The following is a 16,659-nucleotide window of genomic DNA, read 5'->3' as shown; positions in this document are numbered from 1 at the left end:
AGCTCCATCTCGGTCGACAGCAGGCCGGCATACGTCTTCTTCCAATTGAAATAGGCCGCCTGGCTGATCCGTGCCTTGCAACAGATCTCCGCAACTAGCATGTGACTGGAACCTCAGGTCGATTTGATCATGTCGGCCGCTTTTTCCGCAATCATGATCGCAACCCCGTTCGTGTTGCAGGATACTAGGTTTGGGCCGACCGAATTGTCGCAGACCCGCAAGCCGAGGAGGCCATGCACCCTCAGTTGGCTGTCCACGACCGCCATATCATCTTTGCCGATCTTGCAGGTGCCCATTGGGTGCAGCGCGCCGTGGGCTTGACGTTTGACATACGTTTCTATCTCGCTGCGCCCGCGAGCTGTGCCGGGCGCATGTTCTCGGGACAGGTGGCGCGCGATGGCCGGCTGGGACATGATTTCCCGGCCGAACTCCACACCTTCGCACATGACGCGAAGGTCGAAGTCATCCTGAAGGTAGTTCGGCTGAATCCTGGGCGCATCAAGGGAGTCGGCGCTGCGCAACTGGACGGATCCTACCGAACGTGGCCGGGTCTGGCAAATGTTCAGCGTGGTGCCATAGCCACCTGGAACGGATCCAACCCCCGCCTCAATCCCTGCGCCCGGCATGAAACAGCATTGCAGGTCAGGCCGCCCCTCGCTGAGCGATGATTGGAAAAATGCACCGCCCTCGACAATGTTGGCCGTGCAGGGGCCGCGTCGGAACAGCAGGTATTCCAAACCCGCCGCAGCCTGCCAGCGCAATCTCTTGTATTTGTCATAGCTGTGGGGGCCGTTCACGGCGTGGATGATTGAAACTTCGACATGGTCTTGCAGATTCTGTCCCACTCCCGGCAAATGCCGCACTAAGTCGACGCCGTGGTGGCGCAGATGGTCGGCGTCGCCCACGCCCGACAGCATCAACAGCCGCGGGGAATTGATGGCTCCTGCGGCCAGGATGACTTCGCGGGCGGCGTGTATCACCGTTCGCCGTCCACGGACCAGCACTTCGACGCCGACAGCCCGGTTCCCCTCAAGTACAACCCGCAGCGCGCGCGCATTTACCCTGACCGTCAAGTTTCGGCGGCGTCTGGCGGGGTTCAGGTAGGCTATGGCGGCGCTGGAACGTCGGCCATTCCTTGCGTTGATCTGGTACAGACCACAGCCGTCCTGCATCCCCGAGTTGAAATCGGGATTGAATGTCAGCCCCGCCTGTTGACAGGCCTGCACCCAGATCTTGCTCATAGGATGGGTAAATGCCTGGTCCGAAACGGCAAGCGGGCCGTCCGTACCATGCAAGGGGCCCGCTAGACGGTCGTTTGACTCACAGCGGATGAAGTAGGGCAGCACCTCCTGCCAGCCCCATCCTTCGGCCCCAGAGGCAGCCCATTGGTCGTAGTCACGGGGCTGGCCGCGCAGGTAAACCATGGCATTGACCGAACTGCCACCGCCGAGCACCCGTGCCTGCACCATGCTGGGTTGCGCCTCTCCAATCTGGATAGCGGCCTGCTCCCAAGGATAACTCTGGACCAGATTGCCCTGCGCGGTCTTGTAGAACGCGACGGGCAGGTGGATCCACGGGCTCCGGTCGCTCGGGCCTTCCTCGAGAAGTAGGACCGTTGTCCCCTTGTCCTCGCTCAGGCGCGCCGCGAGAACGCAGCCGGCAGAGCCGCCGCCGACAACGATGTAGTCGTACATGGAGCGATCCTTTCGTAGAGATCAGCAAGCGGGGAAATCTACCGAAGGTGGCGCTTGCCGTACATTTATGGATCAGCAACTTGCGCGCCATTTCGCAGTAAGCCGAAATGGCGCGCAAGCTGACCGCACTTAAATGCTGGTGCGGGGCACGCAGCCGCTTCAGGGGCTGGTTTTCAACCTGATGAAGGCGGCCTTGGTGTCGATGAATTCCATCAGCCCTTCGATCCCGTTTTCCTTGCCCAGCCCGCTGTCTTTGAGGCCGCCGAACGGCAGTTGCGGCATGGTTTCAAGGAAAGTGTTGACGTAGATCGTGCCGCTCTCCAGCGCACGGATGACCTGCATCGCCTTGTTCAGGTCGCGCGTCCAAAGCCCGTTGGCCAAGCCATAGGTCGTGCTATTTGCGATGCGGATGGCATCGCCGACGGTCTCAAATGGGATGATCGTGGTGACTGGCCCGAAGATTTCCTCGCGCACGATCCGCATGCCAGGGGTGACATCGGCAAAAACTGTCGGCGCGACATATTGGCCCTTGGCATAGGTCTCTCCGGTCAGACGGATGCCGCCGGTCAGCAGCTTTGCCCCCTCGTTCTTGCCGCTGTCGATATAGGCCATCACCCGTTTAAGCTGGGTATCGCTGATCAGCGGCCCCATTTCGGTGTCGTCGTCCAGGGGCGCGCCAACGCGGATCTGCGCGGCCCGGTGGGCAACACGCTCCGAGAACTCGGCCGCGATAGAGGCTTCGACCAGAATGCGGCTGCCAGCACAGCATTCCTCACCCTTGTTGATTGTAAACCCGGCCACCGCGCCTTCGACCGCAGAGTCCAGATCGGCATCGGCAAAGACGATATTTGCACCCTTGCCCCCCAGCTCCAGGGCGACTGGGCGCAGATTTTGCGCCGAATGACCGGCAATACGGCGGCCTATGGCAGTCGAACCGGTGAAGGACATCATGTCGACATCCATGTGGGTCGACAGGGCCTCACCCGCGACGCTGCCCTGCCCGGTCACCACGTTCATCACACCATCGGGTAGACCTGCCTCTTTCAGAAGGCGGGCGAGCATCAGCGTCGTTCCCGAGGTCAGCTCGGCCGGCTTGATCACGACTGAACAACCTGCCGCCAGTGCATAGGGCAGTTTTTGCAGAAGACAGACGATCGGAAAGTTCCACGGCAGTATCAGGCCGACTACGCCGCGCGGACGATGGATAACCATACCCATGCTGTTCGGCCCGTTATCAGCAAAGATCTTGCCCGAGAGATTCCAAGCCAGCGACGCCGCATAGCGCACCAACTCAACACCCCAGCTGGTCTCGCCCCTTGCGCTGCGGATCGGCTTACCAGCCTCTACCGCCTCAAGCCGCGAAAGCGCCTCAAGGTCGCGCTCCATCAGATCGGCAAAGCGGCTCAGCACTTTGGCGCGCTCGCTGCCGGCCATGTCGGCCCAGCCGCCCGAGGCAAAACTGCGCCGCGCTGCTGCCACCGCCGCATCCACCGTGGCCGGGGTTGAGGCCGCGACCGAAGCGATCACCGTACCATCGGCGGGCGCCGTCCGGATGATTCGCTCCAGCCCGACGGCATCGGCTGTCTGGCCGTCAATCCAAGGGTCGTGAATCAGCATGTTGAGTTCCTTTGCTAGGCGAATCGGCAGGGCCGACAGAAGGCTGATTTGTAATAAGTAATATATATTTCAAGACCTTGAACGACTTTCTCGGTCTTTTGCAAAACTAGGATATTCTACTGTGGACAGGCTGTCGACAGTGTGTCAGCATAAATCCAAAGAAAATAAACAGCGGTCCTCAACAGGGAGAAAACGATGAAGTCGCATTGGACTACCGACCAGATCCGCGATGCAGCAGAAGGCAAACTGTCCCGCCGCCGCTTTATCAATGGTGCCGCCGCGCTGACCGGCGGTGCCGTCTTGGCGCCGATGCTCCCGGGATTTGCCCGGGCGGCGGGTGGCGAACTTAGCGTGATGGCCTGGGAAGGCTTCACCATGGAAACCGAACTAAAAGACTGGCTGGCTTCCGAAGGAATTACAATCAAGGCGTCGATCATCGGCACGCAGGACGATGTGAATGCGCGTCTGGTCGGCTCGACCCCGGTGCCCACCGATGTGTCCGAGTTCAATCAAGGTTACAACCATTTCTACGGCGACGAGCTGGCCATTACCACGCCGCTGGATGAGTCAAAGTTGCCGAATTATAACGCCGAGGAGACTTTTGCCGGCTTCTACAAGGCGCCGACTTGGTTCTGGGATGGCAAGTTGCATGGCGTGCCGTGGATATGGGGCCTGAACTCGCTGGTCTACAACCCTGCAGTTGTGCCCGAGCCCAAGAGCTACGCCGACCTTCTCAAACCGGAATACAAGGACAAGCTGGCTTTTGGCGACGACACGCTGGCAACCTGGCCGATGATCGCTCGGGTGGCGGGCTATGGCGACAAGTTCCCGAACCTGACGGTTGAAGAGCTGGACGACGCCTTTGCCCAGATGGACCCCTACCGCGCCCAGTGTCGGGTCTTTGCGGCGTCGAACGGCGACTCGATCAACCTCTTGGTCAATGGCGAGATCGGCGCGCTATTCTGCGGGTGGAGTGGTATCCCGAACGAAACCGCCAAGCAGGGCGTCGAGACGAAATACGTCATCCCGGCTGAAGGCGCGGCGATGTGGTGCGACGCGTGGTTCATCCCGACCGCCGCTACCAACACCGATCTGGCCCATGCTTATATCAACGCGACCCTTGGCGCACAGGCGCAGGCCGATGTCTGCAAGAACGTTGTCGGCGGTACGGTGCAAAAACCCGCGGTGGACAAGATGGACGACGCCACCAAAGGCCTCTTTGACTATGGCAACCTTGACGCCGTTTTTGCCTCCTCGCCGCTGCAGGGCATCCCGCCGCGTGAATCTGATGAATTTGCGACCTATGATCAATGGGTTGCAAAGTGGGAAGAGTTTAAACTGGGGTTCTGATCCCGCTCCCTGACTGGGATCCGACCTTGGTCGGATCCCCCATTTTCCAACATTTCGAAGGAAGCGAGCAATGCGCTGGAAGCGTACGTTGTCTGTTGTCGATTGCCACGCCGAAGGCGAAAGCGGCAAGGTCATAGTCGGTGGAGTCGGGCAGGTTCCCGGGCAGACCATGTTCGACAAGCGCGTCTTCCTTGAGACGCAGCGCGACGAGATCCGCAAGATGGTGCTTTTTGAGCCGCGGGGCGCGGTCTGGCACAACGCAAACATCATCCTGCCGTCGAACAATCCTGAAGCCGACATGGGCTTTGTGATCCTTGAATCCACCGAATACCCCGCGATGTCGGGATCGAATACGATGTGCGTGGCGACCGTGTTGCTGGAAACTGGCATTCTGCCGATGCAGGAGCCTGTGACCAACCTCGTGCTGGAATCGCCGGCCGGGCTGATCCGGGTTGAATGCCAGTGCAAGGACGGCAAGGTGCTGAAAGTCAAGCTGGTGAACCAGCCGGCCTTTGTCTACCACCGCGACGCCATGATCGAGGTGCCTGGGCTTGGCAGCCTGCGGGTCGATATCTCCTACGGCGGGATGACCTATACCTGCGTCGATGCCGCCGATGTCGGCATGCAGATCAAGCCGGACGAGGCGCGCGATCTGGTCGATCTGGGCCAGCGCATCAAGACCGCCGCCGCCGAGCAACTGCAGGTCGAACACCCCGAAAACCCCGCCATTCCCGGCATCACCCAGACCGTCTTCTGCGGCCCTCTGCGACGCGAGAACGGCGTGGTGCGCTCGAAGAACGCCGTCATCGTCTCGCCCGGGCGTTGCGACCGCTCGCCCTGCGGCACGGGATCTTCGGCGCGGCTGGCGCTGTTGCATGCGCGCGGCGAGCTGGCCCTAGGCGAGACCTTCATCCACGAGTCGATCATCGGCAGCGAGTTCGCCTGCAAGGTCGAGGCGACCACCAAGGTCGGCCCCTATGAAGCGGTGATCCCCTCGATCGCCGGGCAGGCCTGGATCTCGGGCCTCTACCAGATGGGCTTGGACCCGACCGACCCCTATCAGCAGGGCTTTACCCTTTCCGACACCTGGTTCAGCGCGCTCTGACGCCGCGACCCTTTGACAATAGGACAGATCATGAAACTTGAAGGCGTCATCACCGCCCTTGTCACCCCCTTTACCGAGGCGGAGGACATCGACTTCGACAACTTCGGCAAGCTGATCGAAGATCAGATCGCCAATGGCGTGAAAGGCTTCGTGCCACTGGGATCGACCGGCGAATATTACGCGATGAACAGCGAGGAAAAGGCCTCGGTCCTGAAGTTCGTCAAGGAGGTCGTCGGCGACCGCGTCCTGTTGATCGCCGGCGGCAATGCCGGGTCGACCCGCGAAGTCATCGGCAACGTCCGCGTCGCGGCGGAATTGGGCTATGACACCGTGCTGCTGGCCCCGCCCTATTACTCGCTGCCCAGCCAGGAAGAGCTTACCGCCCATTACCGCAAGATCATCGACACCGTGCCGGTCGATCTGGTGCTGTACAACTACCCGCCCCGTGTCGGTGTCGAAGTGGGGTTCGAGGTGATGGATGCCTTCAAGGACGATCCGCGCGTCATCGCGGTCAAGGAAAGTTCGGGCTCGCTGGCGCGCGCCATCGACATCAAGACCCGCTACGGCGACAGCTATCAGCTCAGCTGCGGCTCGGACGACGTGGCGCTCGACTTCCTGATCTGGGGTGCGGGCAGCTGGATCTGCGGACCGGCGAACTGCTTCCCCAAGCAGACCGTGGCCATGGTCGACGCCCATGCCCGCGGCGACATCGCCGGCGCGCAGGCCGTGATGCGCAAGCTCTACGCCGCCATGTCCAGCCTTGAGACGGGCAAGTTCGTGCAGAAGGTCAAGTATGGCTGCGAACTGGCGGGCATCCCTTGCGGCCCGTCGCGCATGCCGCTGATGCCGCTGACCGATGCTGAAAAGGCCGGGTTCCGCAAAGCCTTCGAAATCGCAACGGCCTGAGGCAGAAACTGAGGAGGCGCGCAATGACGGCCAGCGAATATGACTACATCGTGGTGGGCGGCGGTTCAGCCGGCTGCACTGTAGCTGCGCGCCTTTCGGAAAACCCAGATATCTCGGTCCTGCTACTTGAGGCAGGGCCGAGCCGGGGCGGCATACTCGACTACTGGAAGATCGAGATGCCCGCCGCTTTCGATCATGTCTGGCGTAACCCGAAATACAACTGGATGTATGAGGGAGAGCCTGAGCCGACGTTGAACAACCGTCGTGTCTTTCAGCCCCGCGGCAAGGTTCTGGGCGGATCGTCCTCAATCAACGGGATGGTGTTCCTGCGCGGCCATGCGCTCGACTTCGAACGCTGGGTAGAAGAAGGCGCGGCGGGATGGTCCTGGCGCGAGGTGCTGTCTTACTTCAAGAAGCTTGAAACATGGGAAGGTGGCGAAACCCAGTATCGCGGCGGGTCGGGTCCGGTCGGCGTCAAGCGCGGCAGCCTTGATTGCCCGCTTTATGAGATCTTCCTTGAGGCCGGGCAGCAAGCAGGTTTTCCGATCAGTGACGACATCAACGGTCGCCAGCAGGAGGGCTTTGCTGCCCTGCAAACCAATGTCCGCAACGGCGTGCGGTCATCTTCGGCAGAGGCCTACCTTCGCCCGAACGCAGGGCGCAAAAATCTAACAGTGCTGGATTGCGCGCTGACCACGGGCCTGATCGTCGAGGGCAATCGTGTGGCGGGCGTCCGCTTCAGCCGCAGCGGAGAGAACCATGAAGCGCGATCGGGGCGGGAACTGATCCTGTCGGCCGGCGCGATCAACTCGCCGCAGATCCTGATGCTGTCAGGCATCGGCCCGGCGGCGCAACTGGCCGAGCACGGGATCAAGACGCGAGTCGATCTGCCCGGCGTCGGCGAGAACCTGCAGGATCACCCGCTTGTCTACATGAAATTTCGCATCGACAAGCCAGTGTCGATGAGCCGCTATATGCGTCCTGATCTGATGGCCCTTACCGGCGCGCGCTGGATCACGACCCGCAGTGGGCCGGGGGCCTCAAACAACGTCGAGACCGTGGCGATGATGCGATCTGATCCGTCGGTGCCCCACCCTGACATCGAGATTCAGTTTCTGCCCGTGGTGATGGACCATGACTATGGCGTGAAACCCGGACTGCACGGATTCACCTACTGCATCGGGCCGACGCGGATCGAACGTGGCGGCTGGGTTCGGCTTGGCTCCAGCGACCCCAGGTCACGGCCGCGCATTCTGTCGAATTTCCTGTCGACCGACCATGACCTCAACCAGATGCGGAAATCGGTTGAAATGGGGCGCTACATTGCATCACAACAGGCCCATGGCGGGCTTGGCGTGACCCAGATGGAGCCGAACGGCAGGTTGCAGAGCCGGGCCGAGATTGATGAATATCTGCGCGAACATACCAACGGCGACTTTCATTTGTCTGGCACCTGCAAGATGGGACGCGACCGCATGTCGGTGGTGGACGAACGCCTGCGCGTCCATGGGATTGAGGGGCTTCGGGTTGTCGACGCCTCGGTCATGCCATCGATTGTTTCGGCCAACACGAACTGCACGACGATCATGATTGCCGAGAGGGCTGCCGACCTTATCCTTGGTCGCAGCCTGCCACCTGCCGACGTGCCGGTTCCGACTGGTGCCCCCCTTCACGAACCCGCCTGAACCGGAGACATGGATGAGATGGTCCTTCCCCTCCTTTGATCGCCGTCAGCGCAGCGGCCTTGCGCTTGCCGCGCCGACCGCAGTGTTTCTGGTGATCTTCTTCGTCGTTCCGGCGGCGGTGCTGCTTGTCTACAGCTTCTGGATCTCGCGCAGCTTCCAGATCACGCCAACGCTGACGCTAAGCAACTATCTGCGCGCACTCGGCAATGCCGGGATGTGGCTGTCGATGTGGAACGGCGTCTGGATCGGCGCATGGACGGCGGTTTTTTCGGTAGCCCTCAGCTTTCCGGTGGCTTGGTACATCGCCTACCGGACCCGATCGAACGCCATTCTCTATGCTGTTCTGCTGTCCTGGTTCTCCAGCTATCTGGTTCGGATATATGCGTGGCGGACGATTCTTGGCACCTCGGGACTGATCAACTCGACACTGATGCAGCTTGGCATGATCGATCAGCCGCTGTCGTTCCTGATCTTCAGCCGCACGGCGGTGATCGTGACGCTGGTGCATCTGTTCGTGCCATTCACTCTGCTTCTCTTACTCAGCGCGCTGCGCAACGTGCGGACCGATTATCTGGAAGCGGCCCGCGATCTGGGGGCGTCTTGGCGGCAGTCTTTCCTGCGGGTGGTGGTACCCATGGCCTACAAGGGGATCGTCGGATCGTTCATGTTCACCTTCATCCTTGCCGCCGGCGACTTCATCAGCCCGCAACTGTTGGGGGGGCGTGAGGGGGTGACCACGGGTCTGCTGATCTCGAACCAGTTCCGCCAGACCGGCAACTGGTCCTTTGGTGCGGCGCTGGCTTTCATCCTGCTGGGGGTCTTTCTGTTCGCCTACTTCCTTGTGGCGCAGTCGATGCGGCTTGGACGGCTGTCCCCTGGTCTCCGCTTTCATCCGACCCTGCCGACTCAAGAGAAAGCCTGAGAGGTTCCCATGGTCCTGCGCACCTATGTCTGGCTTTACCTGCTGTTCCTGTTCGGCCCGCTGGCTGTTATCACGCTGTTTGCCTTCCACTCCTCCCCAGCGTTGAGCTTTCCCTTCGAGGGTTTCAGCCTGAAGTGGTTCAGGGCTATTCTGGACGATCCGCAATTCCTTGCGGCGCTGAAAAATTCGACCATCGTTGCGGTTGCGGCGTCGGTGTTGACGGGAATACTTGGCACGCTTGCGGCCCTTGCCCTGCCGCGTCTGCCGAAGCGGTCGTTGGCCACATTCAACATGCTGACCTTCGCGCCGATTGCCTTGCCCGGCCTGTTTCTTGGCATTGCCCTTCTGGCCCTGTTCGAGCGACTGGGAATCTACCGCTCGCTTTGGACCGTGACCATCGCGCATACGCTGTTCACGCTGCCGTTCTTCATCGAGACGGTCCGGTCGCGGGTCGCCTACTTCGACGCAAGCCTTGAAGAGGCTGCTCGTGATCTGGGGGCGACGCCCGTGCAGACCTTCCGGCTGGTGACCCTGCCGATCCTTTTCCCGACGCTGATGGGGGGGATGCTGTTGTCCTTTGCGCTGTCCTTCGACGAGGTGGTGATCACTGTCTTTGTCGTGGGTGAAAAGAATACCCTCCCGTTTTACATCCTGTCGATGATGCGGCGCACTGTGAACCCGACCATCAACGCGGCCTCGGTTCTGGCAATGGGCCTGTCACTTGCAAGCCTGCTGCTGGGCGGCCTTTTCTTCCTGATGCAACGCCGCCGCGCTCAGGCGCGCCGTGCGGAAAACGAATGAGATTGTGAATGGAGGCGGCCATGTCCACCCAAACTCTTCCCGTGCCGGACCGGACGTCGATCATTTCGATGCAGGGTCTTGAAAAGAAGTTCGGCACCTTTACGGCGCTGCGCGACATTGATCTTGATGTGCGCGAGGGAGAAATCTTGACGTTCCTTGGCCCCTCTGGCTGCGGCAAGACCACGCTGATGCGGATCATCGCCGGTTTCGAGGACCCGACGGCGGGCAGCCTGCAACTGCGGGGGGCCGACATGCGTCGGCTTCCGCCTGAAAAGCGCCCGATCAACATGGTCTTTCAGCGCTATGCGCTGTTTCCACATCTGGATGTCTTCGACAATGTTGCCTTCGGTCTTCGGCTGAAGAACTGGCCAGCGGCAAGAATTAACGAACGCGTCGGCCGGATGCTGAAGATGGTCCAGATGGACACGATGGCGACCCGTTGGATTCACGAACTTTCAGGCGGGCAGTCGCAGCGTGTCGCGTTGGCCCGCGCGCTTGCCAACGAGCCGCAGCTTTTGTTGCTGGATGAACCTCTGGCCGCACTTGACCTGAAGATCCGGCATCACATGCTGTCCGAGTTGAAGCGCATTCAGCGCGAAACCGGCACTACCTTTGTCTATGTGACCCATGATCAGGACGAGGCGATGATCCTGTCATCTCGGATCGTATTGATGAACCATGGGCGGATCGAACAATTGGGCACACCAGACGAGCTCTATTTTCATCCTGTCTCGCTGTTCGCGGCCAAGTTTCTTGGCGAAACGAATATCTTGCCGGCCGAAGTGCGCAGCGGGGCGGGCGATGATGCCGTGCTGGAGGGACTGGCGGGCCGCATGCGGGCATCGCACCTGCCCAAGGGGCTTGCAGATGGACAAAAAGTTCACGTTTCGATCCGACCAGAGACCGTGAGCCTGAGCGACAGCACCGTTGGCACTGCGCCGGAGATCAACGGCGCTTTGGCCGAGATCACCCAGATTCAACCGATCGGCAGCCGGGTAGTCTATACCGCAAGGCTGGACAACGGCACTGAAATGCGGTCGCAAACCGTGCGCCCGCCGGATGCCCTCCCACTGGCTATGGGCCAGAAGGTTCATCTGAAGTGGAGCGAGGCTGCCGTTGCAGTGTTGACCGCATGACACAGGCTTTGCGAGCACGTGCCGCCCGTGTCACAAAGTCAGTTCAGAAGGCTGGCGGGACAGAGGATCAGCGCATGGATGAGGCAGAAGAGACCGAGATCGTTCGCGGCCCGCGTGGCAGCAGCGCCTCAACCACCTATGAGACATTGCGCCATGAGATCCTGACCATGGTGCTGAGGCCCGGTGAGGTGCTGGACGAGGTCAGCCTGTCCAAACGTTTCGGCATGTCACGTTCGCCCATCCGCGAGGCTATTGTGCGGCTGTCAGGCGAGGGGCTGGTGACGGTTCTTCCAAACCGCAGCACGATCGTGTCAAACCTCGACATTGGCATGCTGCCAGCTTTTCTCGATGCCCTGGAACTGACGCAGCGGGCCGTTACTCGGCTGGCCGCCACCCATCGCACCGCCACCGATCTTGAAAAGATCCGCACCTATCAGGGAAAATTTGCCGAGTATCAGGCGGCTTCCAACTTGTCCGAGATGCTGGCTGCGAACTACGAATATCATATGGCCATCGCCGAGGCCGGTCGGAACAAGTATTTCGCCATGCTGTATGGTCGCCTGCTGGATGAAGGCAAGCGACTGATGCACATGAATTACTCGTTCGAAATCATGCCTCAGGGTGACGGTCGCGCCTCGCTGGCCGATGAACATGCCGAAATCACGGCTGCCATCGAAGCCAGGGATGCGGATCGGGCAGAGCGGCTGGGCTATGAACATGCCGTTCTGTTTCGCAAGCGTGTTCTGCGGCATGTCATGTCGTCAGAACTTGCTGACGTCACCGTTAAATCGTCGGGCTAAGGCCCGAAGCACAGCCGCCAAAACGGGCGGCGCATAGCAAGAGGGTCAGATGGACTTTTCGGGCAAAAAGGTTGTCGTAACCGGAGGTACGACCGGGATTGGTCTGGCCACGGCAAAACTGTTCGCGGCGCAGGGGGCCGAGGTGCTGTTGATTGGCAACGATCCGGGGCGGGTGGATGCCGCTGTCGCCAGTATCGGGGGGGGGACGCAGGGGCTTGCCATTGACGTTGGCCGTCCGGTGCTGCTGTCGGCGCTGGCGGACCGTATCAAGGCCACTGGCGGGCGTGTCGATGTGCTGATCTGCAATGCTGGCGTCTGCCTGACTTCTCGGATCGCCGAAGTTAACGAGGCAACCTTTGATCGCGAGATTGACATCAACCTCAAGGGGGCGATTTTCACCGCACAGACCTGCCTGCCTTTCATGCAGTCCGGCGGCGTAATTCTGTTCACTACCAGCGCGAATGACGTCCTGGGAATCCCCGGCCAGCTTGTCTATTCGGCAACCAAAGCCGCGCTGCGATCCGTCGTGCGAACGCTTGCGGCCGAACTCGCGCCGCGGGGCATTCGGGTCAACGGCGTAGCGCCTGGGCCGATCGACACCCCGATCTTTGACAAGTTTTCGTCCGACCCCCAGGTCGTCGCCGATGCCAAGACCTTCGAGGCTGGTCTGACCGTCGCAGGCAGACTTGGACGTCCCGAGGAGATCGCGGAGACCTTCGCTTTTCTCGCTAGCTCCCGTGCGAGCTATATCAACGGCGCTGACTTGCGGGTTGATGGCGGATGGGCCGACATCTGACCCAGATCGGTTCTTCAGGCGCTGCGCGGGCACTATCTGGATTACGACGCCACTAGATCCGCACCCCTTGTCGAGGTGGAATTCTAGTATCAAGAATCATTGTGGACACATAGTCGACATTGTGTCAGCATTGATTTGAGGGCATAGGCGCAATGCAACACACTGCCGCGCGGCCGCCGCTGCCGCAGGCTCTGACAGGGACGGGATATGACCAAGACGCTGGAAGATGTTGATGTTCTGATCATCGGCGCCGGGCCATCAGGTTCCGTCGCCGCCCATACGCTGGCGATGGCGGGCATGAGCGTGGTCTGCCTTGAGCAGGGCGACTGGATGAGCCCGAACGATTATCCCGGCAATCGACCAGAGTATGAACTGCTGCAGCAGACCCAGTGGAATCCCAATCCGAACACGCGCCAGCGCCCCGCCGATTATCCGCTGAACGTCAGCGAGTCCGATCTGAGTCCGATCATGTTTGGTGCGGTTGGTGGTTCGAGCATTCTGTTCGGTGCCCACTGGTTGCGGCTGAAGCCATCAGACTTTCGGCTGCGCACGCAGGACGGCATTTGCGATGATTGGCCGATCTCGTATGAGGAGCTTGAGCCCTTCTATAGCCGCATCGACGCCTTTCTGGGTGTTGCGGGCCTTGGGGGCGATCCGGCCTATCCGCCGCAGGATTATGAGATGCCGCCCCACCCGCTGGGCAAGGGCGGCGTCCGGATGGCGCAGGCAATGAATGGCCTTGGCTGGCACTGGTGGCCTGGGACGCAGGCCATTCCGACCTTCAAGCACAAGAATCTCGCCCAATGCGTGCGTTGGGGTGTCTGCGAGTCCGGCTGTCCCGCAGGCGCCAAGGCGTCGTTTGATCTGGGCTACTGGCCCCATGCGGTGGTTGCCGGGGCACGGCTGGTCACTGGTGCCCGCGTGCGCGAGGTGACTGTGAACGCAAAGGGCAATGCCGAGGGCGCAATCTGGATCGACCGCAACGGGGCTGAGCACCTGCAAAAGGCGCGCATCGTCATTTTGGCGGCCAATGGCATCGGCACTGCGCGGCTTTTACAACTGTCCAAATCTGCCGCGTTCCCCGACGGGCTTGCCAACGGCTCGGGCTTGGTCGGCAAAAACCTGATGTTGCACCCGAATACCGAGGCGGTGGGCCTTTATGATGACGACGTAGAAGGTTGGCGCGGACCTGCGGGTCAGCTGATGTATTCGCTCCAATTCTACGAGACCGACGCCGCACGTGGGTTTTATCGCGGCGCCAAGATGAACCTGATGCCGCGCCCGGGTGTGCTTTCGGTCCTGCGCGAATTTGATGACCTCCCGTTTGAAGAGCGCTGGGGGCAGGCTATCCACCATCTCGACCGCTATGCAGGCCACGCCCTGTCTTGGGCAGCCAATATCGAGGACTTGCCTGAAGAGAGCAACTGTATCTCGCTGGATCCCGATCTGAAGGACAGCGATGGCATTCCGGCACCTAAGGTGAATTACCGGATCAGCGAGAATAGTTGGAAAAGCATCGACTACATGCTGGATCGCATGGTCGAGATGCATCAGGCGGCGGGGGCAAAGCACATCTTCCGTCACCGTCTGTGGACCGAGCAGCCGGGCCATCTTCTGGGGACCGCGCGCTGCGGTAACGATCCCCGCCAATCAGTGGTCGACCGCTGGGGCAGGGCGCATGAAGTGCCCAATCTATTCATTGTAGATGGCAGCGTTATGGTGACCAGTGGCGCCGTTAACCCAACGGCGACAATTGCCGCATGGGCTTTGCGGACCGCCGAGCACATCATTGAAACCAAGCGCGATTTCATAGGGTGATGCGATGATGAAACCCAACTTGACTGATGCTGAACTGTCGCGATTGAAGCAGCTTGGAGATATTCTGATGCCTGCCGGCGGCAGCAAGCCGGCGTTCTCGACCGTGCCGGAGATCGACCGTCTGCTGCAGGTCGCAGCCGGCGCCAGCGGGGCATCGCAAGAGAGCCTGACCAAGTCGATCAGCGATCTACCCGATTTTAGCGATCTGGCCGGGGTAAAGATTTATGCCGAATGCGTTCCAGCCAACTTCGCCCTGCTTTCACGGATGATCAGCGGCGCTTACTATATGGCCCGCGATGTCCTGCTTGCGTTGAACTATCCGCTTGAGCGGAGAAATCCCGCGGGCGTCAGCGATTTTGCAGACGAGTACATGACGGGCATTCTTGATCCGGTCATGGAAAACAATCGCGGTGCACCATGAAAAATCATCGGGGCCCCAAGAGCACCCACACAGGACCAAAATCTGCTCTTGCCTGCGAGGTCGGGCAGATTGACCATATCTGAGGAAATCATGCAGACACAGCTTTTCATCAACGGTCAATGGGTTGCCCCGGTTCAGGGCGGCACCCTGCCGGTGATCGACCCGGCGACCGAGGAGGTGTTTCACCACATCCCCGCCGCCACCGCCCCCGATGCCGAGGCCGCCGTGGCCGCCGCCCGCGCCGCATTCGACCATGGCCCCTGGCCGCGCCTGACCGGCAAGGAACGCGCGGTCTACCTGCGCGCCATGGCCCAAGGCATCCGCGACCGTCTGCCCGAACTGGCCCGGCTGGAGGTGCGCGACAACGGCAAGCCCCTGCCAGAGGCGGAATGGGATCTGGGCGATGCGGCGGGCTGTTTCGATTATTACGCCGATCTGGCCGAGGAACTGGATGGGGAGGTGGAACCCATCGCCCTGGCCGACGGGCGGTTCACCGCCAAGGCGGTGCGCGAACCCTTGGGCGTCGCCGTGGCGATCGTGCCATGGAACTATCCCCTGCTGATGGCCTCGTGGAAGGTCGCCCCCGCGCTGGCCGCTGGCTGCACCATGGTTCTGAAACCGGCCGAGACCACCTCGCTGACCGCGCTGGAGCTGGGGGCGATTGCCACGGCGGCGGGTCTGCCGCCGGGGGTGCTGAACGTGCTGTCGGGCAAGGGGTCGGTGGTGGGGCAGGCGCTGATCGACCATCCGCAGGTGGACAAGGTGGCCTTTACCGGGTCCGGCCCGGTGGGGTCGCGCATCATGGCGGCGGGCGCGCGCGACATCAAACGCGTGTCGCTGGAACTGGGCGGCAAATCGCCCTTTGTCGTCTTTGCCGACAGCGACATAGAAAAGGCCGTCGAATGGATCATGTTCGGCATTTTCTGGAACCAGGGGCAGGTTTGTTCGGCCACCAGCCGAGTGCTGGTCGAACGCGCGCTTTATGCGCCCCTGCTGGCGCGGCTGGTGGAAGAGGCGGGCAAGATCAGCATCGGCAACGGTCTGGAACCCGGCACCCTGCTGGGACCGCTGGTCAACAAGGGGCAGTATGACGATGTGCTGCGCCATATCGAGCGTGCCGTGGAACAGGGCGCGACGGTCGCCTGCGGTGGCAAGGTTGCGGGGCGGGGCAAGGGGTTTTGGGTCGCGCCCACCGTGCTGACCGATGTGCCCCTGACGGCCGACGCATGGGTCGAGGAAATCTTTGGCCCGGTGGTCTGCATTCGCCCCTTTGACACCGAGGATGAGGCCATCGCACTGGCCAATGACTCTCGCTTTGGTCTGGCGGCGGCGGTGATGTCGGCCGATGACGCGCGGTGCGAGCGGGTCGCGGCGGCCTTCCGCGCCGGGATCGTCTGGATCAACTGTTCGCAGCCCACCTTCACAGAGGCCCCCTGGGGCGGCTACAAACAGTCGGGCATCGGGCGCGAGCTGGGGCGTTGGGGGCTGGATAACTATCTGGAAACCAAACAGATCACCCGGCTGGTCAGCAACGACCCATGGGGGTGGTACATTAAGTGACGGCAACTTACGTTGACTGCAATGAGCTAGCTTTCTCTTACGGGCAAG

At 61.1% G+C, this 16,659-nt stretch carries 14 protein-coding genes; 12 read left to right on the top strand and 2 right to left on the bottom strand.

Going from position 1 to position 16,659, the window contains the following annotated elements; all coding sequences use genetic code 11:
• Window positions 1–113: 113 nt before the first annotated feature.
• Both JI744_RS15135 and JI744_RS15130 read right to left on the bottom strand, forming a co-directional pair.
• Entirely contained in the window at window positions 114–1,694 is a 1,581-nt protein-coding gene (locus JI744_RS15135; protein ID WP_202661979.1) for a GMC family oxidoreductase, read from the bottom strand.
• Window positions 1,695–1,853: 159 nt separating this feature from the next.
• Window positions 1,854–3,311 carry an aldehyde dehydrogenase family protein gene (locus tag JI744_RS15130; RefSeq protein WP_202661978.1) on the bottom strand — a complete coding sequence of 486 codons (1,458 nt, stop codon included), beginning with the start codon at window positions 3,309–3,311 and terminating at the stop codon, window positions 1,854–1,856.
• Window positions 3,312–3,506: 195 nt separating this feature from the next.
• Here JI744_RS15130 and JI744_RS15125 point away from each other — a divergent pair, with 195 nt between their 5' ends.
• The 12 genes from JI744_RS15125 to JI744_RS15070 all read left to right on the top strand — a co-directional run bounded on the left by JI744_RS15125 (window position 3,507) and on the right by JI744_RS15070 (window position 16,611).
• The gene (locus JI744_RS15125) at window positions 3,507–4,661 is read left to right on the top strand and encodes an ABC transporter substrate-binding protein (protein ID WP_202661977.1); all 1,155 of its coding nucleotides are present in this window, start codon (window positions 3,507–3,509) and stop codon (window positions 4,659–4,661) included.
• Window positions 4,662–4,731: 70 nt separating this feature from the next.
• A complete protein-coding gene (locus tag JI744_RS15120; protein ID WP_202661976.1) occupies window positions 4,732–5,766 on the top strand; it encodes a proline racemase family protein in 1,035 nt (344 codons plus the stop codon).
• 30 nt (window positions 5,767–5,796) lie between these two features.
• The gene (gene dapA / locus JI744_RS15115) at window positions 5,797–6,672 is read left to right on the top strand and encodes a 4-hydroxy-tetrahydrodipicolinate synthase (RefSeq protein WP_202661975.1); all 876 of its coding nucleotides are present in this window, start codon (window positions 5,797–5,799) and stop codon (window positions 6,670–6,672) included.
• Between the two features lie 23 nt (window positions 6,673–6,695).
• Window positions 6,696–8,357, top strand: a complete 1,662-nt coding sequence (locus tag JI744_RS15110) for a choline dehydrogenase (RefSeq protein WP_202661974.1) — start codon at window positions 6,696–6,698, stop codon at window positions 8,355–8,357.
• 13 nt (window positions 8,358–8,370) lie between these two features.
• Window positions 8,371–9,279: an ABC transporter permease gene (locus JI744_RS15105; RefSeq protein ID WP_202661973.1), complete on the top strand. Its 909-nt coding sequence runs from the start codon at window positions 8,371–8,373 to the stop codon at window positions 9,277–9,279.
• Between the two features lie 9 nt (window positions 9,280–9,288).
• Entirely contained in the window at window positions 9,289–10,080 is a 792-nt protein-coding gene (locus tag JI744_RS15100) for an ABC transporter permease (RefSeq protein WP_202661972.1), read from the top strand.
• A gap of 20 nt (window positions 10,081–10,100) precedes the next feature.
• Complete coding sequence (locus tag JI744_RS15095) at window positions 10,101–11,216, top strand: ABC transporter ATP-binding protein (protein WP_202661971.1); 1,116 nt, start codon at window positions 10,101–10,103, stop codon at window positions 11,214–11,216.
• Between the two features lie 74 nt (window positions 11,217–11,290).
• Window positions 11,291–12,016, top strand: a complete 726-nt coding sequence (locus JI744_RS15090) for a GntR family transcriptional regulator (protein ID WP_202661970.1) — start codon at window positions 11,291–11,293, stop codon at window positions 12,014–12,016.
• A gap of 49 nt (window positions 12,017–12,065) precedes the next feature.
• On the top strand, window positions 12,066–12,812 hold the full coding sequence (locus tag JI744_RS15085; protein ID WP_202661969.1) for an SDR family NAD(P)-dependent oxidoreductase: 747 nt from the start codon (window positions 12,066–12,068) through the stop codon (window positions 12,810–12,812).
• Between the two features lie 207 nt (window positions 12,813–13,019).
• On the top strand, window positions 13,020–14,630 hold the full coding sequence (locus tag JI744_RS15080; protein ID WP_202661968.1) for a GMC family oxidoreductase: 1,611 nt from the start codon (window positions 13,020–13,022) through the stop codon (window positions 14,628–14,630).
• A gap of 4 nt (window positions 14,631–14,634) precedes the next feature.
• A complete protein-coding gene (locus tag JI744_RS15075) occupies window positions 14,635–15,051 on the top strand; it encodes a hypothetical protein (RefSeq protein WP_202661967.1) in 417 nt (138 codons plus the stop codon).
• Window positions 15,052–15,141: 90 nt separating this feature from the next.
• A complete protein-coding gene (locus JI744_RS15070) occupies window positions 15,142–16,611 on the top strand; it encodes an aldehyde dehydrogenase family protein (RefSeq protein WP_236019480.1) in 1,470 nt (489 codons plus the stop codon).
• Window positions 16,612–16,659: the final 48 nt, after the last annotated feature.

Source organism: Fuscibacter oryzae, from assembly GCF_016765795.1.
GTDB classification, from domain to species: Bacteria; Pseudomonadota; Alphaproteobacteria; order Rhodobacterales; family Rhodobacteraceae; genus Fuscibacter; species Fuscibacter oryzae.
The sequence above is the reverse complement of the archived record's forward strand: the minus strand, read 5'-3'. Positions and strand labels throughout refer to the sequence as shown.

Coding starts and splice junctions, on each gene's coding strand:
- JI744_RS15080 (WP_202661968.1), top strand. CDS start 13,020: ATGACCAAGACGCTGGAAGATGTTGATGTTCTGATCATCGGCGCCGGG.
- JI744_RS15135 (WP_202661979.1), bottom strand. CDS start 1,694: ATGTACGACTACATCGTTGTCGGCGGCGGCTCTGCCGGCTGCGTTCTC.
- JI744_RS15085 (WP_202661969.1), top strand. CDS start 12,066: ATGGACTTTTCGGGCAAAAAGGTTGTCGTAACCGGAGGTACGACCGGG.
- JI744_RS15070 (WP_236019480.1), top strand. CDS start 15,142: ATGCAGACACAGCTTTTCATCAACGGTCAATGGGTTGCCCCGGTTCAG.
- JI744_RS15095 (WP_202661971.1), top strand. CDS start 10,101: ATGTCCACCCAAACTCTTCCCGTGCCGGACCGGACGTCGATCATTTCG.
- JI744_RS15125 (WP_202661977.1), top strand. CDS start 3,507: ATGAAGTCGCATTGGACTACCGACCAGATCCGCGATGCAGCAGAAGGC.
- JI744_RS15105 (WP_202661973.1), top strand. CDS start 8,371: ATGAGATGGTCCTTCCCCTCCTTTGATCGCCGTCAGCGCAGCGGCCTT.
- JI744_RS15100 (WP_202661972.1), top strand. CDS start 9,289: ATGGTCCTGCGCACCTATGTCTGGCTTTACCTGCTGTTCCTGTTCGGC.
- JI744_RS15120 (WP_202661976.1), top strand. CDS start 4,732: ATGCGCTGGAAGCGTACGTTGTCTGTTGTCGATTGCCACGCCGAAGGC.
- dapA (WP_202661975.1), top strand. CDS start 5,797: ATGAAACTTGAAGGCGTCATCACCGCCCTTGTCACCCCCTTTACCGAG.
- JI744_RS15130 (WP_202661978.1), bottom strand. CDS start 3,311: ATGCTGATTCACGACCCTTGGATTGACGGCCAGACAGCCGATGCCGTC.
- JI744_RS15090 (WP_202661970.1), top strand. CDS start 11,291: ATGGATGAGGCAGAAGAGACCGAGATCGTTCGCGGCCCGCGTGGCAGC.
- JI744_RS15075 (WP_202661967.1), top strand. CDS start 14,635: ATGATGAAACCCAACTTGACTGATGCTGAACTGTCGCGATTGAAGCAG.
- JI744_RS15110 (WP_202661974.1), top strand. CDS start 6,696: ATGACGGCCAGCGAATATGACTACATCGTGGTGGGCGGCGGTTCAGCC.